Raw genomic sequence first — 20,069 nt, forward strand, 5'->3', positions numbered from 1 at the left:
ATTCGCAACTTCCGCTTCCCGCACCGCCGAACACGGCAGGGCCTACCCTGTGCCTTGATCGTTTCATCCGCCGACCGCACACCCGGGAGGGGTCGTGGCCCGCAGTGCCTCCGTCAAGGACGTCGCCGCCTCCGCCGGCGTGTCCCTCGGGACGGTCTCCAACGTGCTCAACCGTCCGGACCGGGTCAGCCCCGAGACGCGCGAGCGGGTGCTCCGGGCGATGGCCGAGCTCGGCTTCGTCCGCAACGAGTCGGCCCGCCAGCTCCGGGCCGGCACCAGCAGGACGCTGGCCTACGTGATGCTCGACGCCAGCAACCCCTTCTTCACCGACGTCGCGGCCGGCATCGACGCCGCCGCCGAGGCCGTCGACCTGTCGCTGGTGCTGTGCAACAGCCGCAACTCGGAGCACCGCGAGCTCTCGCACCTCGCCCTCCTCGAGCAGCAGCGCGTGCAGGGCATCCTGGTCACGCCGGTCGACCCCGACTCCCCCGCGCTCGACGAGGTGGCCCGGCGCGGCACCCCGGTCGTCGTCGTCGACCGCACCCGCGCCGACCAGTCCTTCTGCTCGGTCGCCGTCGACGACGTGCTCGGCGGGCGGCTGGCGGTCGAGCACCTCCTCGACCGCGGGCACACCCGCATCGCGTACGTCGGCGGCCCGCCCCACCTCGGCCAGGTCCGCGACCGGCTCCAGGGCGCGCGTGCCGCCTGGACCGCCGCCGGCCGCGCCGAGGACGAGCTGGTCGTGATCGAGACCGACGCGCTCACCGTCGCCGAGGGCCGCGAGGCCGGCGCGCGGCTCGCCGGGATCACGACCCGACGCCGTCCGACCGCGGTGTTCTGCGCGAACGACCTGCTCGCGCTCGGCCTGCTCCAGCATGCGATCTCGTCGGGCGTCCGCGTCCCGGAGGACCTGGCGATCGTCGGCTACGACGACATCGACTTCGCCGCTGCCGCCGCGGTCCCGCTGACCTCGGTGCGGCAGCCGCGGCAGCTGCTCGGCCGCACCGCCGCCGAGCTCCTCCTCGACGAGGCCACCAACACCGAGCACACGCACCGGCAGGTGCTCTTCACCCCCGAGCTCGTTGCCCGGGTCTCGACGATGGGCCAGGCAGGCGCGCGCACCGGCTGACCGTTGCGGCGCCGGGAGGGCTTCCCTCCCCCTCCGCTGGGTACCGCCCGGGCATGAGGAAGAGCCTGGCGATCCCGGCCGCCGCGCTCGGCGCGGTGGCGACCCACGACCTCCTGCAGAAGCGGCACGCGATCCTGCGCAACTTCCCGGTGATCGGCCACGCGCGCTACTGGCTGGAGCGCATCGGCCCCGAGCTGCGGCAGTACATCGTGGCGAGCAACGACGAGGAGCGGCCGTTCAGCCGCGACCAGCGGCGCTGGGTCTACGCGTCGGGGAAGCTCCAGAACAACTACTTCGGCTTCGGCACCGACAACGACCTCGAGCACGGCGAGGGCAACGTCATCGTCCACCACCGCACGTTCGGGCGCGCCCACCCGACCCACGGCGCGGTCGGACAGGAGGCGAGGCTGCCGTCGGCGAAGGTCCTCGGCGGACCGCGCGGCCGCCGGCACGCCTTCCGGCCGGAGTCGGTCGTCAACGTCTCCGGCATGAGCTTCGGGTCGCTGTCGGGCAACGCGATCGAGGCGATCAACCGGGGCGCCGCCGCGTCCGGTTGCCTGCACAACACGGGCGAGGGCGCGATCTCGCCGTACCACCGCCACGGCGCCGGCCTGATCTTCCAGATCGGTACGGCGTACTTCGGCTGCCGCGACGAGGACGGGCGGTTCAGTCTGCCGCGGCTGAAGGCGCTCGTCGAGCGCGAGCCGGTGAAGGCGCTGGAGATCAAGCTCAGCCAGGGCGCCAAGCCGGGCCTCGGCGGCGTGCTGCCCGGCCCGAAGGTCTCCCGCGAGATCGCCGAGACCCGCGGCGTGCCCGAGGGCGTCGACTGCCTGAGCCCGTCGCGGCACGCGGAGTTCGACGACGTCGACTCGATGCTCGACTTCGTCGAGCTCCTGGCCGCCGAGACCGGCCTGCCGGTCGGCATCAAGTCGGCCGTCGGCGACCTGGAGTTCTGGCAGGACCTCACCGACGCCATGGCCGCCGGCGACCGCGGCGTCGACTTCGTGACGATCGACGGCGGCGAGGGCGGCACCGGCGCCTCGCCGCTGATCTTCACCGACGCGGTGTCGCTGCCGTTCCGGCCCGGCTTCGCGCGCGTGTACGCCGAGTTCGCCCGCCGCGGCCTGCACGAGGACGTCACGTTCATCGGGTCGGGCAAGCTCGGCCTCCCCGACAACGCCGTCGTCGCGTTCGCGCTCGGAGCCGACCTGGTCAGCGTCGGGCGCGAGGCGATGCTGGCGGTCGGCTGCGTCCAGGCGCAGAAGTGCCACACCGGCGAGTGCCCCACCGGCGTCGCCACCCAGAACCCGTGGCTGGCTCGCGGCCTCGACCCGCACGAGAAGTCCGAGCGGGTCGCGAACTACGTGAAGACCCTGCGGCGCGACCTGCTCAAGGTCGCCGAGACCTGCGGCGTCGAGCACCCCGCGCTCATCGGACCGGAGAGCGTGGAGGTGCTCGACCAGCTCGCGCACGGGCGGCTGCTCGACGAGGTCTACGGCTACCAGCCGGGCTGGGGCTTCCCGTCCGCGACCGACCGGGAGGAGATCGCCCGGATCATGGCCGCGACCGAGGAGGACGAGACCCGCACCGAGGGCCCGCCTGAGACGGCCGAGGAAGGCGTCGCCGACGACCAGCACGCCGGCGAGGGAGGCGCCGAGGCGGTCGACGTCTGACCCGTCTCCGATCGTGGTCCTCGCGGCACTGTCGGAGCCGGGTGTCCGGGTCTACAGTGAGTTCACGACGACCGCCTCGTCCAGACCTCGGGCGGCGGCAGCTGATCAGCCTGGGATCTGCGATGGAAGTCTGGATGCGGGAGGTCGAGCTCCCACCCTCACCCCGTAGCGTGAGGCTCGCGCGCGACTTCGCGACGTCCGGGCTCCTGGAGCTGAGGCTGTTCCACCTCCTCGACGATGCCCGCCTGGTCGTGAGCGAGCTCGCGAGCAACGCGGTCCGCCACGCGCGGACGCCGTTCACGCTGCGCCTGGAGTCATACGCGGGCGACCTGTGGGTCAGCGTCCGCGACGGGTCGCCGCACCAGCCGACGCGGCCGGGCAGCATGAACACGCTCTCGGATCGCGGCCGCGGACTCCTGCTCGTCGAGGTGCTCAGCTCCGACTGGGGCGTCGCACCGCAGGCCGGTGGGGGCAAGTCCGTGTGGGCCCTCATGCGCACGGACCCGGACGGATCGGGGGATCTCTCGGGGGAGGGGAGCGTCGCGACGAGACGGCGACGCGACGCTCCTTCGTCCGTTCCCTGCCTGATGGCAGGGAGCGGACGCCCCCCGGTCGTCGTGCGGACGTACCGTGGCAGTCGTGACCACCCCGCCACCGGACGACACCTTCATCGACTCCCTCGTCGGCCGCCCACTCGACGAGGCGACCCGGATGGCGATCGACGGCGGCTGGCTGGTGCGGCCGTACGCTCCGGGCTCGCCGCTGACCATGGACTACCGCCTGGAGCGGGTGAACCTCGAGCACGAGGGTGACGTGGTGACCCGGGCCTGGGTCGGTTGAGCCCGCGCCTCAGCGCCGGTCGTTGAAGAACTCCTCCAGCAACGCCGCCGACTCGGCGGACCGCACCCCGCTGATCACCTCGGGCCGGTGGTTGAGTCGCCGGTCGCGCACGACGTCCCAGAGGCTGCCGACCGCGCCGGCCTTCGGATCCCAGGCGCCGAAGACGACCCGCGCGACCCGGCTGAGCACGGCGGCGCCGGCGCACATCGTGCAGGGCTCGAGGGTGACCACGAGCGTGTGACCGTCGAGCCGCCACTCGCCGCGGTCCCGGGCCGCCTCGCGCAGCGCGACCACCTCGGCGTGCCCGGTCGGGTCGTGGTCGGCCTCGCGCACGTTGCGGCCACGCCCGACCGGCGTACCGTCCGGGGCGAGCACGACGGCGCCGATCGGTACGTCGCCGGTCGCCAGCGCGGCGCGCGCCTCGTCGAGGGCGGCGCCCATCGCGCCGTCCCAGGGCCCTGCGTTCACGGGCGGGTGGTCACGCCGAGGTCAGGCCGACGGCGTCGTCGAAGAGCTCGCCGAAGCCGAGCTTGCGGGCCACGTCGGAGAGCATCTCGTCGGGGTAGAGGTCGACGTCGTCGAGCAGCACACCCATGTCCATGGCGTGCATCCCGAGGTCGCCGAGCAGGTCGAGGTCGCCGGCGGGGACCTGGTCGTCCTCGTCCTCGGGCGGGGGCAGGCCGAGGAAGTCGATCGCCGAGCTGGCGAGCTCCCACTCGTCCGCGGCGGTGATGTCGGACAGCAGCACCCGCGTGCTCGGGCCCGCGACCCGCACGATCACGAAGAAGTCCTCGTCGACGGCCACCATGCCGACGGCTCCCCCGTCGCCCGGGAACCGACGCAGTGCGTGGGACAGCGCGTCGACGTCCTCGATCACGTCGTGGGCGAGCTCCGCGACGGTCCAAGAACCTTCCTCGCGATAGGCCGCGAGGGCGAAGTCCACTGCCTCGATCTGGTCGGCCACGGCGCTCCTCCGTTCCCCCAAGGCTTCCGTCCACGACGTCGGTGCTTCCCAGAGTGGCAGACCGCGGGGTAGCGGCCAACCCCCTTTCGACTGGTAGCCACTAGGGTTCGGGGCATGCGCACGCACGTCGTCGACCACCCGTTGGTCGCCCACAAGCTCACCCACCTCCGCGACGAGCGCACCGACTCGCCGACCTTCCGACGGCTCGCCGACGAGCTCGTCACGCTGCTGGCCTACGAGGCGACGCGCGACGTCCGCGTCTCCCCCTCCGACATCGTCACCCCGGTGGCGCCGACGACGGGTGTCTCGCTGGCGACCCCGAAGCCGCTGGTGGTCCCGATCCTCCGCGCCGGCCTGGGCATGCTCGACGGGATGATGCGGCTGCTGCCGACGGCCGAGGTCGGCTTCCTCGGCATGATCCGCAACGAGGAGACGCTGGAGGCCTCGACGTACGCCGAGCGCCTGCCGGAGGACCTCTCCGGCCGCCAGTGCTACGTGCTCGACCCGATGCTCGCGACGGGCGGCACGCTCGCCGCGGCGATCAAGTTCCTCACCGATCGCGGCGCCGACCACATCACCGCGATCTGCCTGCTGGCCGCACCCGAGGGCTGCGCCCGCCTGTCGCAGGATCTCGACGGGCTCGACGTGCCCGTCACCGTCGTGACCGCTGCCATCGACGAGAAGCTCAACGACAAGGGCTACATCGTGCCCGGTCTGGGCGACGCGGGAGACCGGCTGTACGGCGTCGCCGGCTGAGCCTGGACCCACTCCGGAAAGCCGTGGGTTTGACGCGGCGATGGCGTGCCCATGATCACGCCATGACCGTTCTCGGGGGAGCAAGCCGTCCATCGCGCCGTCTGGCGCTGTCCGCCGTCGTCTCGCTCGTGGCGCCACTCGCCGTCGCCTGGGCGGCGACGCCCGCGGGCGCAGCGCCCGCCGACGTCCTGTGCCAGGGCAAGCCGTCGGACAAGATCGCCACCGCCGCGGGACAGACGATCGAGGGCACGCCCCAGCGCGACGTCCTCTCCGCGAACGGGTTCACCAGCGTCACGATCGTCGGACTCGAGGGCGACGACGTCCTGTGCGGCAGCCCGTCCGGCTCGGTGACGGCCCCGGCCGCGGTGCGCGGCGGCCCCGGCGCGGACGCGATCGAGGCAGGCCCCGGCGTACGCATCCACGGCGGCGACGGCAACGACTCCATCACCGGAGCGTCCGCGGTGATCCGCGGCGAGGGCGGCAACGACCAGATCCGGGCGTCCGGCGGCGGCGACACGTTCGCGTACGGCGACGAGGGCAACGACACCCTCGACTCCACCGGCGGCGACGGGCAGCACCTCTTCGGCAACGAGGGCGACGACACGCTGTCCGCACCCGGGGGCACCGGACACGTGCTCACCCCCGGCGCCGGCAACGACGCGGTCGCCGGCCAGCCGACCGCGATGCTCGACTACGACGGTCCCGAGCCGGTCACGTTCGACGTGGCGACGGGTACCGCGGTCGGGCAGGGCACCGACACGTTCACCGGCATCCGCCGCTTCGACGGCGGCACCGGCGCCGACGTCTTCCTGGGCACCGACGAGACCGAGTACTACGTCGGCGTCGACCTGCCCACCACCGGCACGCCCGGCGTCGACGCCGTCTGGAGCGCCGGTGGCGACGACCACCTGACCGTGGCGTACGGCGACGTCCACGCCGGCGCGGGTCGCGACTACGTGCGCATCCTCGGCGGCACGGCGGCCGGCAACTCCGGCAGGGACCTGATGGTCGCGTCGTTCCAGGGCACGCTCGACGGCGGCTCCGGCAAGGACGTGCTGCGCGGCGAGGTCGACCTCGCCACCAACGCGATCCCGGTCGGCGCCTTCGCGTTCTCCGGCGGCGAGGGCAAGGACCGGATCCGGCTGCCCTTCCCGGACGCTCCGGCCGGTGTGGCCGTCGCCGCCTGCGGCGCGCTGCCGACCTGCACGAGCACTGCCGACGGCGGTCCCGGCACCGACGTCCTCGACCTGCGCGCCGTCCACGGCACGACGAAGGCCAACCTCGCCGGGGCCGGGAAGGTCTCCTACCGGTTCGGCCAGTCGACGGCAGCGGACTTCGAGCGGGTGCAGGGCTCCAAGGGCAAGGACCGCATCCGCGGCAACGCCGCGGCCAACCGGCTCGACGGCAACGGCGGCAAGGACCGGCTGTGGGGCCGCGCCGGCCGTGACGTGCTGATCGGCGGCAAGGACCGCGACCGGCTCGTCGGCGGGCCGGGACGCGACATCACCAACGGTGGGCCCGGCCGCGACGCGTGCCGTGGCGGGTTGCGGCGCGCCTGCTGACGCGGGTCAGCCCCCGGGGAAGATCTGCACGGTGCCGGTCGCGACCAGGGCCAGCAGCACGAGCACCAGGATGCCGAGGACGGCGTAGACCCACTCCTTGCTCTCCCGGGTCTCGTCCGACTCGGGCGCGTCGTACCGGTGGCCGTCCTCGCGGGCGAGGCGCTCCTCGTCTTCGTCGGTCATGCGGGGTCCCCGACAAGTTGTGCGCGGAGCGAGCGCAGCGAGTGGAGCGTGCAACTTGGTGGGGTGCTCATGCCCGGTCCAACGAGGCAGGACCCGGAACGTCCCGTCAGGGTCGCGTCACAGGGACTTGACGGCGCTGAGGAGCTTGCCGAGCGAGTCCTTCGCGTCGCCGAAGAGCAGCGTGGTCTTCGGGTCGAAGAGCAGCTCGTTCTCGATGCCGGCGAAGCCCGGGCGCATCGACCGCTTCATGAAGACGATCTGCTTCGCCTCGTCGGCGTTGAGGATCGGCATGCCGTAGATCGGCGCGCCGGGCGTGGTCTTCGCGGCGGGGTTGACGACGTCGTTGGCGCCGACCACGAGCACGACGTCGGTGTGCTTGAACTCGCCGTTGATGTGGTCCATCTCGATGAGCTGCTCGTAGGGCACCTGCGCCTCGGCCAGCAGCACGTTCATGTGCCCGGGCATCCGGCCCGCGACGGGGTGGATCGCGTAGTCGACGTGGGTGCCGCGCTCGCCGAGCACGTCGACCAGCTCGCGCAGCGTGTGCTGGGCCTGGGCGACGGCGAGGCCGTAGCCGGGGACGATGATCACGCGGTCGGCGTACCCGAGCAGGATCGCGACGTCCTCGGGCCCCGCGGACCTCACCGGCCGGTCGGAGGCCTCGCCGGCGCCGAGCGTCGAGCCGCCCTTGAGCGCGCCGAAGAGGATGTTGGAGACCGAGCGGCCCATCGCGCGCGCCATCAGCAGGGTCAGGTAGGTACCGGAGGCCCCGACCAGGGTGCCGGCGACCAGCAGCACGACGTTCGAGAGCACGTAGCCGCCCGCCGCCACGGTGAGGCCGGTGAACGCGTTGAGCAGCGAGATCACGATCGGTACGTCGGCGCCGCCCACCGGCAGCACCAGCAGCACGCCGACCAGCAGGCCGAGCAGCGCCAGGAGGACGCCGATCGTCACGGCCGGGCCGGTGACGGTGATGACGCCGAGCACGATCGAGGCGATGCCCGCCGCGCCGAAGACGATCGGGAGGCCGGGGAAGACCACCGGTCGCGAGGTCATCAGCTCCTGCAGCTTGGCGAAGGTGATGATCGAGCCGGAGAACGACACGGACCCGACGAGGATCGTGAAGGCCGTCGCGGCGAACGTGAACCACCCGATCGATCCCGGGGAGGCGTCCTCGTGGGGCACCATCTCCTGGAGCTCGAGGAGCGCCACCAACGCGGCGGCGCCGCCGCCGACGCCGTTGAAGAGCGCCACCATCTGCGGCATCTGCGTCATCTGGACCTTGCGGGCCCCGACGACGCCGCCGGCCGTGCCGACCGCGATCGCCGCGATCATCAGCGGCACGTGGTCCATGTCGAGGTAGATGAACGGCACGATCACCGCGACCACGGCGGCGGCCGCACCGATCAGGTTGCCCACCCGCGCGGTCTTCGGACCGGAGAGGCCCTTGAGCGCGAGGATGAAGCAGACCGCACAGGCGAGGTAGACCAGCTGCACCCAGGTCGGCATCAGGCGGCCTCTCCCTTGCTCTCGACCGGGGCGGGCTTCTTCCTGCGCGTGAACATCTGCAGCATCCGGTCGGTCACCACGAACCCGCCGACCATGTTGACCGCCGCGAGCACGATCGCGATCAGCCCGACGACGAGCGCGCCGTTGTTGTCGGTCGTGCCGGTCACCAGCACCGCGCCGAGCAGGATGATGCCGTGGATGGCGTTGGCGCCGGACATCAGCGGGGTGTGCAGCGTCGAGGAGACCTTCGAGATCACCTCGATGCCGACGAACACGCTGAGCACGAAGATCGTCAGCCAGACGACTGCCTCGTCCATGGTCACTCCCCTTCCAGCGCGATGCGCGTCGGCTCATGGCGGATCGCACTGTCGTGCGTGACGCACGACCCCGCGACGATCTCGTCGTCGAAGTCGGGCGCGAACCTGCCGCCCTCGCCCGACTCCCCCGCACCGGAGGCGGTCATCAGCTGCACGATGTTGACGATGTTCTGGGCGTAGAGCTTCGAGGCCGGACCGGGCATCTGCGAGGGCACGTTGCTGCCGCCCCAGACCTGCGCGTTGCCGATGCGCACGACCTCACCCGGCTCCGACCCCTCGACGTTGCCGCCGCTCTCGGCGGCCAGGTCGACCACGACCGAGCCGGGCTTCATCTGCTCGACCATCGCCGCGGTCACCAGCAGCGGCGCCGCGCGCCCGGGCACCGCGGCGGTGGTGATCAGCGCGTCAGCGGCCGCGACGTACGGCGTGAGCCGCTCCATCTGCAGCGCCGCGCGCTCCTCGGTCATCTCGCGGGCGTACCCGCCCGCCCCGTCGAGCGTGTCGAGCTCGAGGTCGATCGCCTGCGCGCCCATCGACCGGATCTCCTCCGCCGCGGCCGCCCGGACGTCGTACGCCCTGACGACCGCGCCGAGCCGCTTGGCCGTCGCGATCGCCTGGAGCCCGGCGACGCCCGCGCCGAGCACCACGACCTCGGCGGGCGGGACGGTGCCGGCGGCCGTCATGTTCAGGGGGAAGAAGCGGCGCAGCATCCCGGCCGCGACGATCGCGCAGCGGTAGCCGGCCACCAGCGCCTGCGACGAGAGCGCGTCCATCGACTGCGCCCGCGAGATGCGCGGCACCAGCTCCAACGCGAACGACGTCACCCCGGCGTCACGCAGCGCCCTCACGACGTCCGGCTCCTGGCCGGTCGGCAGGAACGAGATCGTCGCGGTGCCGCCGTCGAGCCGCCGGACCTGGTCGATGCGCAGCGGCTGCACCGACACGACCACGTCGGCCCGGTCGATGGCGCTGCCCTCGATCGTGGCGCCGGCCTCGACGTACTCGTCGTCGGGGATCAGCGCACGCAGGCCGGCGTCGGGCTCGACGGCGACGTCGTAGCCCAGTCCGGTCAGCTTGCCGACCAGCTCCGGGACCATCGCGACGCGGGTCTCGCCCTCACGGGTCTCTCTCGCCACAGCGATCTTCACGCGTGGCAACCTAGGGCAGATCGGCCACGCCGAACAGGGCCCTGTGAGGCGTCACACCCCGGGCGCGAGGTCGAACTCGCCGATCTCCTCGTAACGCGGACGCCCGCGCGGCCCCTCTCCGAGGTACGACGCGACGAGGGTGATCCGGTCGGCGGTCCAGCGCGGTCCGGCGTACCCGTCGAGCAGCCGCACCCAGTCGCTGACCTCGCTCGGGTGGCCGATCCGGGCGACGGTCAGGTGCGGCCTGAAGCGCTGCCCGTCGACGTCGATCCCGGCCCGGCCGGCGGCCGCCCGGCAGCCGGTGGCGAGCCGGTCGAGCTCGGTGCGGCCGGTGTCGTCGAGGTCGAGGCCGGCCCACAGCACGCGCGCGCGGCCGGCGTTCGGGAAGGCGCCGCCACCGGCGATCGCGGTCTCGAACGACGTACGCCGGGCCGCCGCGCGCGCCAGCCGCTCGGCCAGGTCGTCGAGGCGGCGCTCCTCGACGGCGGCCAGGAAGGCCAGCGTGACGTGGAGCTGCTCGCTGCCGGCCCACCGGAAGGGCGCGGCCGCGCGTCGGGGCTCGAGGAACTCCTCGAGGTCGTCGACCGCCTCGGTGGGCGGCACGAGGGCCGCGAACATCCGCAGCGCGCCGGACGTCATCCGACCTGAGTACCGAGCGCGGACCCGATGCAGTAGGTGACGGTCATCGCGAACAACCCGCCCGCTACGGTGCGGGCCACGGCTCGACTCGGCCGGGCGTAGCCGAGGCGGGCGCTCACCACGCCGGTCAGCGCCAACGCGAGGATCACGGCGACGACCGTCGGCCACAGCCGGACCTCGTCCGACCCCAGGGTCATCGTCAGGAGCGGGAGCAGCGCCCCGATCGTGAAGGCCAGCATCGACGCCCACGCGGCGTGCCACGGGCTCGTGATGTCGTGGGGATCGATCCCGAGCTCGGCCTCGGCGTGCGCGCCGAGCGCGTCCTTCCTCGTCAGCGCCTCGGCGACCTCCCGGGCGAGCTCCTCGTCGAGGCCCTTCTCGACGTAGATCCCGGTGAGCTCCTCGAGCTCCTCCTCGGGCATGTCGCGCAGCTCCTGGCGCTCCTTGGCGAGCAGCGCCAGCTCGGAGTCGCGCTGCGTGCTCACCGAGACGTACTCGCCCGCGCCCATGCTCATCGCGCCCGCGGCCATCCCGGCGACGCCGGCGATCACGACCGCGCTGCGGTCGCTCGTCGCACCGACCGCTCCGATGAGGATGCCGGCCGTCGAGACGATGCCGTCGTTGGCGCCGAGCACGGCGGCGCGCAGCCAGTTGAGGCGGTTGTTGAGGCCGTCCACGCGGTGCGGCTCGTCCGGGTGGGTGCCGGCGGGGAGGTCGCCGTCGCTCAGCGCGGTCATGCCTCGATCCTTCGCCTGTGCGCCGACGCTCGCAAGCAAGGATTGCCTGCGCTCACCGGTCGGCGGCGTCCACCCGGTGCGGCATCAGCGCGCCGACGGCGAGCAGCGCAACGGCGACGACCGCGGACGCGACGAAGACCTGGTGGATCGCCGGGTCGAGGACGTCCGCGGTCAGGCTCGAGACGTCGGGTACGCCGCGGCCCAGCCGGCTCGCGACCTCGTGGTTGACGATCGCGCCGAACACCGCGACACCGAGCGCACTGCCCACCGAGCGCGCGAACATCGTCGAGCCGGTCGCGACGCCGCGGTGCTCCCACGTGACGGAGCTCTGCGCCGCGATGACGGACGGGCTCGCGAACAGCCCGAAGCCGAGCCCCATCACGAAGCACGGCAGCGCGAGCATCACGATCGGGCTGTCCGGGCCGATCAGCAGGAGCAGCGCGGCGCCGACCGCACCGATGGCGCCGCCGATCAGCATCGTCCACCGGAAGCCGACGGTCAGGTAGAGGCGGCCGGAGTTCGACGCCGCGATCGGCCAGCCCAGCGTCATCGCCGCGACGGCGAACCCCGCCGCGACCGCGCCGTACCCCAGCACGCTCTGCGCGTAGAGCGGGATGTACGACGTGAGTCCCATCATCAGCACGCCGACGACCAGCGACGCCGCCATCGCCGCGACCACCACGCGGTGGCGGAAGAGCCAGAGCGGCAGCACCGGCTCGGCGGCCCGGCGCTCGACGAGCACGAACGCGCCGAGCAGCACGGCGGCGCCGGAGAAGAGCGCGATGCTGACCGTCGAGGTCCAGGCCCAGCGCACGCCGCCCTCGAGCAGCGCGAGCAGGAGCAGCACGCCGCCCGCGGTGAGCAGCACGGAGCCGGCGCGGTCGATGCGGTGGGAACGGCGCTCCACCTGCTCGTGGAAGTTGCGCCAGATCATCGCCATGGCCAGCAGCCCGAGCGGGAGGTTGATGAGGAAGATCCACCGCCACGAGGCGTAGTCGGCGAAGACGCCGCCGAGCGTCGGGCCGACGACCGACGACGCGGCCCACACGCTCGCGACGTACCCCTGGACCTTGGCGCGCTCGGCGAGCGTGTAGATGTCCCCGACGATCGTCATGCACATCGGCTGCACGGCCCCGGCGCCCAGGCCCTGGACGGCACGGGCCGCGATCAGCGCGCCCATGCCCCACGCCACGCCGCACAGCAGCGAGCCCAGCAGGAAGAGCCCGATCCCGACGAGCATCACCGGCTTGCGGCCGTACTGGTCCGCGAGCTTCGCGTAGACCGGGACGGTGACCGCCTGCGCCAGCAGGTAGACCGAGAACAGCCACGGGAACTGCGTGAAGCCGCCGAGGTCCTCCACGATCGCGGGCACCGCGGTCGCGAGGATCGTCGAGTCGATCGCCACCAGGCCGATGCTCAGCATCACCGCGAGCAGGACGGGACCACGCTCGCTGCGCAGCCCGACGCTGGCGCGGGAGACCTCGGGCATCGTCACGTAGAGACCCAACCACGTGGCGCCGCCCTTGTTCCCCGGGGTTTCATCGGGTGCGATGAGTGGGTACCTCGGACTCGTTGAGCCGCGGTGGACCAGGGAAGGACACAACGACGTGGAGACCTGGCCCGGGCAGGCGTACCCCTTGGGCGCGACGTTCGACGGGAGCGGCACGAACTTCGCGCTGTTCAGCGAGGTGGCCGAGCGCGTCGAGCTGTGCCTGTTCGACGCCGACGGCACCGAGACCCGTGTCGAGCTGACCGAGGTCGACGCCTTCGTCTGGCACTGCTACCTGCCGACGGTGCAGCCCGGGCAGCGGTACGGCTACCGCGTGCACGGCCCCTGGGACCCCGCCGAGGGCCTGCGCTGCAACCCCCACAAGCTCCTGCTCGACCCCTACGCCAAGGCCACGGCCCGCGAGATCGACTGGGACCAGTCCCTCTTCTCCTACGACTTCGGCGACGCCGAGGACAGCGACGACCGCAACGACGAGGACTCCGCGCCGCACATGACGCACGGCGTGGTCATCAACCCGTTCTTCGACTGGGAGGGCGACCGCCGGCTCGACTACCCGTACAACGAGACCGTCATCTACGAGGCGCACGTCAAGGGGCTGACGCAGCTGCACCCCGACGTACCCGAGGACCTGCGGGGCACGTACGCCGGCGTGGCCCACCCGGCGGTCACCGAGCACCTCACCAAGCTCGGCGTCACCGCGATCGAGCTGATGCCGGTGCACCAGTTCATCCAGGACAGCACGCTGCTCGACCAGGGGCTCCGCAACTACTGGGGCTACAACACCCTCGCCTTCCTCGCCCCCCACGCCGATTACTCCTCGGCGGCGCGCGACGAGCAGGGCCTGGGCCAGCAGGTCCAGGAGTTCAAGTCGATGGTCAAGGAGCTGCACGCCGCCGGCATCGAGGTCATCCTCGACGTGGTCTACAACCACACCGCGGAGGGCAACCACCTCGGCCCCACGCTGAGCTTCCGGGGCATCGACAACGCGGCGTACTACCGGCTGGTCGAGGACGACAAGCGCTACTACATGGACTACACGGGGACCGGCAACACCCTCAACGTCCGGCACCCGCACTCGCTCCAGCTGCTCATGGACTCGCTGCGCTACTGGGTCACCGAGATGCACGTCGACGGCTTCCGCTTCGACCTCGCGTCGGCCCTGGCCCGCGAGTTCTACGACGTCGACCGGCTCTCGACGTTCTTCGAGCTCGTGCAGCAGGACCCGGTCGTCAGCCAGGTCAAGCTGATCGCGGAGCCGTGGGACATCGGGCCTGGTGGCTACCAGGTCGGTGGCTTCCCGCCGCAGTGGACGGAGTGGAACGGCAAGTACCGCGACACCGTCCGCGACTTCTGGCGCGGCGAGCCGTCGCTGGGCGAGTTCGCCTCCCGCCTCGCGGGCTCCTCCGACCTCTACGAGCACTCCGGCCGGCGGCCGGTCGCCTCGATCAACTTCGTCACCGCCCACGACGGCTTCCCGATGCGCGACCTCGTGTCGTACGACGAGAAGCACAACGACGCCAACGGCGAGGACAACAACGACGGCGAGAGCCACAACCGCTCGTGGAACCACGGCGTGGAGGGCCCCACCGACGACCCCGACATCCTGGCCGCGCGGGCGCGCTCGCAGCGCAACTTCCTGGCCACCCTGCTCCTGAGCCAGGGCGTCCCGATGATCCTGCACGGCGACGAGCTCGGCCGCACCCAGCAGGGCAACAACAACACCTACGCCCAGGACAACGAGCTGTCGTGGGTGCACTGGGACGACGCGGACCGTCCCCTCGTCGAGTTCACCGCGGCCGTGGCGCGGCTGCGACGCGACCACCCGACGTTCCGCCGCAAGCGCTTCTTCACGGGTGGCACCGTCCGGGTGCCGGCGGGCGGCGACGGCGACCGGCTCAACGACATCGTCTGGCTGCACCTCGGCGGCCGGCCGATGGAGGACGACGACTGGTCCGACGGGGCGCAGGCGCTGGGCATGTACCTCAACGGCCACGGCATCTCCGGCGTCGACGACCGCGGACAGCAGATCGTCGACGACCACTTCCTGCTCTACTTCAACGCCGACGGCGAGGCGACGGTGACGCTGCCGCCCGACGAGTACGCCGACGCCTGGGACGTCGTGATCGACACCGGCGGGTCGGCCGACGAGGACGGCACGTTCGAGGCGGGTGCCACGTTCACGATCCCGCACCGCAGCATGGTGGTGCTGCGCGAGCACCGCGAGCCGGAGGTCGAGCCCGACCTGTCGGTCGCGGCGTCGGTCGCGCAGGCGCAGAGGGGCTGAGTGCCATGGCGGACCCGGCCTCGACACACCGGTCGCGACCTCGTCCCTCGGTCGCGCGGTTCGCTCGACCACCATCAGCGGGTCCGCTGTCGCGTCCCCGCTCGACGTACCGCCTCCAGATCACTCCCGACTTCGACCTGTTCGAGGCCGCCCGCCGGCTGCCGTACCTGCACGACCTCGGCGCCGACTGGGTCTACCTCTCGCCGATCCTGGCGTCCGAGCCCGGCAGCCAGCACGGGTACGACGTGGTCGCGTTCGACCACGTCGACCCACAGCGCGGCGGCGCCGAGGGCCTCGCGGCGCTATCGACCGAGGCGCGGCGACTGGGCATGGGGGTGCTCGTCGACATCGTGCCCAACCACGTCGGCGTCGCGACGCCGGCCGAGGACCCGTGGTGGTGGGACGTGCTGCGGCTGGGCCGCGGGTCCGACCGCGCGACGGCGTTCGACGTCGACTGGGCGGCGGGGGACGGCAAGATCCTGATCCCGGTCGTCGGCGACGGCGACGAGGCGGCGATCGAGGTGCGGGACGGTCACCTCCGCTACCACGACCACCGGTTCCCCCTCGCGCCCGGCACCACGACGCACGACGAGCAGCACTACCGCCTCGTCAACTGGCACGAGGCCGACGACAACCTCAACTACCGGCGCTTCTTCGCGGTCAACACGCTCGCCGCCGTACGCGTCGAGGATCCGGAGGTCTTCGCCGAGACGCACGTCGAGATCCGGCGGTGGTTCGAGGAGGGGCTCGTCGACGGGCTCCGCGTCGACCACCCCGACGGCCTCCGCGACCCGAGGCGCTACCTCGAGGACCTCGCCGCCCTCACCGGGGACGCCTACGTGCTCGTCGAGAAGATCCTCGAGCCCGGCGAGGCGCTGCCGATCTCCTGGGCCACCTCCGGGACGACGGGGTACGACGCGCTCGGGCTCGTCGACCGCGTCCTCACCGACCCGGCGGGAGAAGCGCCGCTGGACGCGCTGGAGACCCGGCTGCGGGGGGCGCCCGTGGACTGGGAGCGGATGGTCCACGACAACAAGCGCGCCGTCGCCGACGGCATCCTGCACTCCGAGGTCCGGCGCATCGCCCGCGAGGTGCTCTACCTGACCGACGACGCGACCGTGGAGTCCGTCGAGGACGCGATCGCCGAGCTGCTCGCGTGCTTCCCGGTCTACCGCTCCTACCTGCCCGAGGGACGCGAGCACCTCGACGAGGCGTTCACCTGCGCCCGTGCGTGGCGACCCGACCTCGCCACGACGTACGCCGTCCTCGAGCCGCTCCTCTCCGACGAGTGGACCCAACCCGCCCGGCGGTTCCAGCAGACGTCGGGGATGGTCATGGCGAAGGGCGTCGAGGACTGCTCGTTCTACCGCTGGTCGCGGCTCACCTCGCTCAACGAGGTCGGCGGCGACCCGTCGTCGTTCGCGATCGACGTCGAGGACTTCCACCGCGCGATGACGGTCCGGCAGCGGGACTGGCCGCACGCCATGACGACGCTGTCGACCCACGACACCAAGCGCGGCGAGGACGTGCGCTCCCGCATCACGGTGCTCGCCGAGCTGCCCGACGTCTGGTCGGCCGCGCTCGAGGAGCTGCTCCGGCTGGCGCCGGTGCCGGACCCGGGCTTCGGGGCGCTGCTCTGGCAGGCGGTCATCGGCGCGTGGCCGGCCTCCGCCGGCCGCCTGCACGGGTACGCCGAGAAGGCGATGCGCGAGGCCGGCGACCGCACGACCTGGACCGAGCCCGACGAGGCCTACGAGTCGGCCGTGCACGCAGCCGTCGACGCCGTCTTCACCTCGCCGGAGGTCCAGCGGGTGCTGACCGAGCTCTCCACCCACCTCGACGAGCCCGGCCGGTCCAACTCGCTGGCCGCGAAGCTCGTCGCGCTCACCATGCCCGGGGCGCCCGACGTCTACCAGGGCAGCGAGCTGTGGGAGACCTCGCTCGTCGACCCCGACAACCGGCGACCGGTCGACTTCGACCACCGCGCGGCCGTGCTCGCCGGCGCGGCCGACGACGACGCCGTCACCAAGCTGCACGTCACCTGCTCGGCCCTCACCCTGCGCCGCGAGCGGCCCGGGCTGTTCACGTCGTACGCCCCGGTGTCTGCCTCCGGCTCCGCGGCGCGGCACGTGCTCGCCTTCGACCGCGGCGGCGCGGTCACCGTCGCGACCCGGCTGCCGGTCGGCCTCGGCCTGGCCGGTGGCTGGGGAGACACGACGCTCGACCTGCCCGCCGGCCGGTGGCACGACGTGCTGACCGGCGCCGGCACCGACGGTCGCCTGGTCGGGCTGCTCGCCACCCACCCCGTCGCACTCCTCGTCCGGGAGGACTGACATGCCCCGTGGACCCTTCGACGTCTGGGCGCCGCACGCCGAGCGGCTCCGCCTGTCGGTGGGCGATGAGACCGTCGAGATGGTGAAGGGCGCCGGCGACTGGTGGGCGCCGGCCACGCAGACCCCCGACATCCGGGAAGGAGGGGTCGACTACGGATACCTGATCGACGACTCGGACACGCCGCGACCCGACCCGCGCTCGCGGCGTCAGCCGGCGGGCGTCCACCAGCGCTCGCGAACCCACGACCCGCGCGCGTTCGCGTGGACCGACAGCGCGTGGACCGGCCGGCAGCTCGCCGGCTCGGTGGTCTACGAGCTGCACATCGGGACCTTCACCCCCGAGGGCACCTTCGACGCCGCGCTCGGCAGGCTCGACCACCTGCTCGGGATCGGCGTCGACCTGGTCGAGGTGATGCCGGTCAACGCGTTCAACGGCACCCACAACTGGGGGTACGACGGCGTCGGCTGGTTCGCCGTGCACGAGGGGTACGGCGGCCCGGACGGCTACCAGCGGTTCGTCGACGGCTGCCACGGCGCGGGACTCGGCGTGGTCCAGGACGTCGTCCACAACCACCTGGGGCCGTCGGGCAACTACCTGCCGGAGTTCGGGCCGTATCTCAAGGAGGGCACAAACACCTGGGGCGACCTGGTCAACCTCGACGGCGAGGGGTCCGCCGAGGTGCGGCGCTACATCCTCGACAACGTGCGGATGTGGTTCGAGGACTACCACGTCGACGGCCTGCGGCTCGACGCGGTGCACGCGCTCAGCGACTCCTCGGCGGCGCACCTGCTCGAGGAGATGGCGATCGAGGTCGCGGCTCTCTCCGCCCACCAGCGGCGCCCCCTCACGCTGATCGCGGAGTCCGACCTCAACGACCCGCTGCTGATCAGGCCGCGGGAGGCCGGCGGCTACGGCCTGGACGCCCAGTGGAGCGACGACTTCCACCACGCCGTCCACGTCGCGATCACCCGTGAGACGGCCGGCTACTACGCCGACTTCGAGCCGCTGTCGGCGCTGGTGAAGGTCTGCGAGCGCGGGTTCTTCCACGACGGCACGTTCTCGTCGTTCCGCGGCCGCGCCCACGGCCACGCGATCGACACGGCGACGACGCCGACCTGGCGGCTGGTGGTGTGCAGCCAGAACCACGACCAGATCGGCAACCGCGCCCGGGGCGACCGGGTGACCGAGGTGCTCGACGACGACCAGCTGGGCTGCGCGGCGATGCTGACGCTCCTGGGCCCGTTCACGCCGATGCTCTTCATGGGCGAGGAGTGGGCGGCGTCGACGCCGTTCCAGTTCTTCACCTCGCACCCCGAGCCGGAGCTGGGGCGCGCCACGGCGGAGGGCCGGATCGCGGAGTTCGAGCGGATGGGCTGGGACCCCGCGGTGGTCCCGGACCCGCAGGACCCGGCGACGTTCGAGCGGTCGAAGCTGGACTGGGCAGAGCCCGGCCACGGGCGCCACGCCCGCCTGCTCGAGCTCTACCGACGGCTGGGCAGGCTGCGCCGGGAGCTCCCCGACGCCACCGACCCGTCCTTCGGATCGGTGGCGTGCGCCGCCGACGTGGAGCGGCGGCTGTTCACGATGTGGCGCGGGGACCTGCTGGTCGCGCTCAACCTCGGCGACCGTCCGGTCGACCTGGACGCGCACGGCGAGCTGCTCGTCGAGACCGGTGGCGGCGCGGAGCTGGTGGGCGGGAGGCTGCGCCTCCCGCCCCACGTCGGCGCGGTGGTCAGCCCACGGAGTTGAGGTCGATCGACTCGCCCTTGCCGGGCTCCTCGACGGTGACCTCCTCGTCGAACTCGCCGAAGGTCACCGAGCCGGGCTCGTCGCCGTCGGTCTGCTCGACCTTGACGAGGTAGTGCGGGTCGTCGACCAGCACGTAGCCGGTGGACGCGCCGTCCTCGCCCGTGCCCTCGACCGCCAGCACCTCCTGGCCGTCGATCTCCTCGGAGCCGGTGTTCTCGTACTCCGTGTCGTCGTCGTCGTCGATCAGCTCGCCGAGCAGCTCGTCGAGGTCGCACAGCTCGGCGAAGCCGTCCTCGCTGGCCGGCACGACGACCCACTTGTCGCCGACCACGGCCATGACCTGTTCGGCGCTGTCGCCGGCGAAGGACTTCCAGAAGGCCTCGTCGGGCTTCATCCAGACCGACCCGCCGGTCCCGAGCAGCTCGGTGGTGCCCCCACCGAAGCCGATGGTGCCGGTGCAGTCGGCGTCGGTGTTGAGCTGCATGTCGAGCTCGATCTCCTGGCCGTCGGTCGTGACGGACCCGGAGACGCGCACCGCCTTCAGGCCCTCCATGTCCTTCTTGGCCTGCGCGACGATCTCGTCTGCCGACTGCCCCTCGAAGTCCTCGCCACCGCCGCCCCCGTCGTCCCCGCCGCAACCCGTCAGCGCTGCTGCCGTGAGTGCGAGTGCCGCCAGTCCCGTGCCCGCCTTCTTCGTCATGGCGGGCACCCTTCCCCCGCGCTCACCGGTCCACA

18 protein-coding genes and 1 pseudogene are annotated in these 20,069 nt (G+C 72.3%); 9 read left to right on the forward strand and 10 right to left on the reverse strand.

All coding sequences use genetic code 11. The features are described from left to right. Nucleotides 1-94: 94 nt before the first annotated feature. The 4 genes and pseudogenes from ACFQQI_RS22970 to ACFQQI_RS22985 all read left to right on the forward strand — a co-directional run bounded on the left by ACFQQI_RS22970 (nt 95) and on the right by ACFQQI_RS22985 (nt 3,642). Nucleotides 95-1,129, forward strand: coding sequence for a LacI family DNA-binding transcriptional regulator (locus ACFQQI_RS22970; protein WP_378568929.1), 1,035 nt, complete (start codon nt 95-97; stop codon nt 1,127-1,129). A gap of 53 nt (nt 1,130-1,182) precedes the next feature. Continuing rightward, nucleotides 1,183-2,802, forward strand: coding sequence for an FMN-binding glutamate synthase family protein (locus ACFQQI_RS22975; protein ID WP_378568930.1), 1,620 nt, complete (start codon nt 1,183-1,185; stop codon nt 2,800-2,802). Between the two features lie 134 nt (nt 2,803-2,936). Next, nucleotides 2,937-3,275, forward strand: a pseudogene (locus ACFQQI_RS22980) (ATP-binding protein); the annotation flags it as partial. 166 nt (nt 3,276-3,441) lie between these two features. After that, the gene (locus ACFQQI_RS22985) at nt 3,442-3,642 is read left to right on the forward strand and encodes a hypothetical protein (RefSeq protein WP_378569060.1); all 201 of its coding nucleotides are present in this window, start codon (nt 3,442-3,444) and stop codon (nt 3,640-3,642) included. 9 nt (nt 3,643-3,651) lie between these two features. Here the strand turns inward: ACFQQI_RS22985 and ACFQQI_RS22990 are convergent, their stop codons facing one another. After that, nucleotides 3,652-4,083, reverse strand: a complete 432-nt coding sequence (locus tag ACFQQI_RS22990; protein ID WP_378569056.1) for a nucleoside deaminase — start codon at nt 4,081-4,083, stop codon at nt 3,652-3,654. A gap of 37 nt (nt 4,084-4,120) precedes the next feature. Then, nucleotides 4,121-4,606, reverse strand: a complete 486-nt coding sequence (locus ACFQQI_RS22995) for a tRNA adenosine deaminase-associated protein (protein WP_378568931.1) — start codon at nt 4,604-4,606, stop codon at nt 4,121-4,123. Between the two features lie 114 nt (nt 4,607-4,720). On the opposite strand from ACFQQI_RS22995, the gene upp reads away from it, so the two are divergent. Both upp and ACFQQI_RS23005 read left to right on the forward strand, forming a co-directional pair. Continuing rightward, nucleotides 4,721-5,362: a uracil phosphoribosyltransferase gene (gene upp, locus ACFQQI_RS23000; RefSeq protein ID WP_378568932.1), complete on the forward strand. Its 642-nt coding sequence runs from the start codon at nt 4,721-4,723 to the stop codon at nt 5,360-5,362. A 62-nt stretch (nt 5,363-5,424) separates the two neighbouring features. Continuing rightward, nucleotides 5,425-6,924, forward strand: coding sequence for a calcium-binding protein (locus ACFQQI_RS23005; protein WP_378568933.1), 1,500 nt, complete (start codon nt 5,425-5,427; stop codon nt 6,922-6,924). Nucleotides 6,925-6,930: 6 nt separating this feature from the next. Here the strand turns inward: ACFQQI_RS23005 and ACFQQI_RS23010 are convergent, their stop codons facing one another. The 7 genes from ACFQQI_RS23010 to ACFQQI_RS23040 form a co-directional block, all read right to left on the reverse strand. Continuing rightward, complete coding sequence (locus ACFQQI_RS23010; RefSeq protein ID WP_378568934.1) at nt 6,931-7,107, reverse strand: hypothetical protein; 177 nt, start codon at nt 7,105-7,107, stop codon at nt 6,931-6,933. Nucleotides 7,108-7,224: 117 nt separating this feature from the next. Then, nucleotides 7,225-8,616, reverse strand: coding sequence for an NAD(P)(+) transhydrogenase (Re/Si-specific) subunit beta (locus tag ACFQQI_RS23015; RefSeq protein WP_378568935.1), 1,392 nt, complete (start codon nt 8,614-8,616; stop codon nt 7,225-7,227). Continuing rightward, on the reverse strand, nt 8,616-8,933 hold the full coding sequence (locus tag ACFQQI_RS23020; RefSeq protein WP_378568936.1) for an NAD(P) transhydrogenase subunit alpha: 318 nt from the start codon (nt 8,931-8,933) through the stop codon (nt 8,616-8,618). Before ACFQQI_RS23020 ends, ACFQQI_RS23015 begins: the two co-directional genes overlap by 1 nt. A 2-nt stretch (nt 8,934-8,935) precedes the next feature. Continuing rightward, complete coding sequence (locus ACFQQI_RS23025) at nt 8,936-10,081, reverse strand: NAD(P) transhydrogenase subunit alpha (RefSeq protein WP_378568937.1); 1,146 nt, start codon at nt 10,079-10,081, stop codon at nt 8,936-8,938. Nucleotides 10,082-10,132: 51 nt separating this feature from the next. Continuing rightward, nucleotides 10,133-10,720 carry an RNA 2',3'-cyclic phosphodiesterase gene (gene thpR, locus ACFQQI_RS23030; RefSeq protein WP_378568938.1) on the reverse strand — a complete coding sequence of 196 codons (588 nt, stop codon included), beginning with the start codon at nt 10,718-10,720 and terminating at the stop codon, nt 10,133-10,135. Beyond that, nucleotides 10,717-11,457 carry a VIT family protein gene (locus ACFQQI_RS23035; RefSeq protein WP_378568939.1) on the reverse strand — a complete coding sequence of 247 codons (741 nt, stop codon included), beginning with the start codon at nt 11,455-11,457 and terminating at the stop codon, nt 10,717-10,719. Before ACFQQI_RS23035 ends, thpR begins: the two co-directional genes overlap by 4 nt. Before the next feature lie 52 nt (nt 11,458-11,509). Continuing rightward, nucleotides 11,510-12,946, reverse strand: a complete 1,437-nt coding sequence (locus ACFQQI_RS23040) for an MDR family MFS transporter (RefSeq protein ID WP_378569057.1) — start codon at nt 12,944-12,946, stop codon at nt 11,510-11,512. A gap of 118 nt (nt 12,947-13,064) precedes the next feature. On the opposite strand from ACFQQI_RS23040, the gene glgX reads away from it, so the two are divergent. Genes glgX through treZ form a run of 3 tightly spaced genes read left to right on the forward strand, consistent with a single transcriptional unit; the run spans nt 13,065 to nt 19,334 of the window. Beyond that, entirely contained in the window at nt 13,065-15,251 is a 2,187-nt protein-coding gene (glgX, locus tag ACFQQI_RS23045; protein WP_378568940.1) for a glycogen debranching protein GlgX, read from the forward strand. A gap of 5 nt (nt 15,252-15,256) precedes the next feature. Next, complete coding sequence (treY, locus tag ACFQQI_RS23050; RefSeq protein WP_378568941.1) at nt 15,257-17,584, forward strand: malto-oligosyltrehalose synthase; 2,328 nt, start codon at nt 15,257-15,259, stop codon at nt 17,582-17,584. Nucleotide 17,585: 1 nt separating this feature from the next. Beyond that, nucleotides 17,586-19,334, forward strand: coding sequence for a malto-oligosyltrehalose trehalohydrolase (gene treZ / locus ACFQQI_RS23055; protein WP_378568942.1), 1,749 nt, complete (start codon nt 17,586-17,588; stop codon nt 19,332-19,334). Here the strand turns inward: treZ and ACFQQI_RS23060 are convergent. Further along, nucleotides 19,318-20,034 carry a hypothetical protein gene (locus ACFQQI_RS23060; RefSeq protein WP_378568943.1) on the reverse strand — a complete coding sequence of 239 codons (717 nt, stop codon included), beginning with the start codon at nt 20,032-20,034 and terminating at the stop codon, nt 19,318-19,320. The two genes, treZ and ACFQQI_RS23060, sit on opposite strands and share 17 nt — an antisense overlap. Between the last annotated feature and the right edge of the window lie 35 nt (nt 20,035-20,069).

The organism is Nocardioides sp. GCM10030259, from assembly GCF_042666375.1.
Classification (GTDB): domain Bacteria; phylum Actinomycetota; class Actinomycetes; order Propionibacteriales; family Nocardioidaceae; genus Nocardioides.

Excerpts from the sequence above, each read along its gene's own strand:
- ACFQQI_RS22975 (WP_378568930.1), top strand. The coding sequence starts at position 1,183 with ATGAGGAAGAGCCTGGCGATCCCGGCCGCCGCGCTCGGCGCGGTGGCG.
- ACFQQI_RS22990 (WP_378569056.1), bottom strand. The coding sequence starts at position 4,083 with ATGGGCGCCGCCCTCGACGAGGCGCGCGCCGCGCTGGCGACCGGCGAC.
- upp (WP_378568932.1), top strand. The coding sequence starts at position 4,721 with ATGCGCACGCACGTCGTCGACCACCCGTTGGTCGCCCACAAGCTCACC.
- ACFQQI_RS23005 (WP_378568933.1), top strand. The coding sequence starts at position 5,425 with ATGACCGTTCTCGGGGGAGCAAGCCGTCCATCGCGCCGTCTGGCGCTG.
- ACFQQI_RS23010 (WP_378568934.1), bottom strand. The coding sequence starts at position 7,107 with ATGACCGACGAAGACGAGGAGCGCCTCGCCCGCGAGGACGGCCACCGG.
- ACFQQI_RS23015 (WP_378568935.1), bottom strand. The coding sequence starts at position 8,616 with ATGCCGACCTGGGTGCAGCTGGTCTACCTCGCCTGTGCGGTCTGCTTC.
- ACFQQI_RS23020 (WP_378568936.1), bottom strand. The coding sequence starts at position 8,933 with ATGGACGAGGCAGTCGTCTGGCTGACGATCTTCGTGCTCAGCGTGTTC.
- thpR (WP_378568938.1), bottom strand. The coding sequence starts at position 10,720 with ATGACGTCCGGCGCGCTGCGGATGTTCGCGGCCCTCGTGCCGCCCACC.
- ACFQQI_RS23035 (WP_378568939.1), bottom strand. The coding sequence starts at position 11,457 with ATGACCGCGCTGAGCGACGGCGACCTCCCCGCCGGCACCCACCCGGAC.
- ACFQQI_RS23040 (WP_378569057.1), bottom strand. The coding sequence starts at position 12,946 with ATGCCCGAGGTCTCCCGCGCCAGCGTCGGGCTGCGCAGCGAGCGTGGT.
- treY (WP_378568941.1), top strand. The coding sequence starts at position 15,257 with ATGGCGGACCCGGCCTCGACACACCGGTCGCGACCTCGTCCCTCGGTC.
- treZ (WP_378568942.1), top strand. The coding sequence starts at position 17,586 with ATGCCCCGTGGACCCTTCGACGTCTGGGCGCCGCACGCCGAGCGGCTC.
- ACFQQI_RS23060 (WP_378568943.1), bottom strand. The coding sequence starts at position 20,034 with ATGACGAAGAAGGCGGGCACGGGACTGGCGGCACTCGCACTCACGGCA.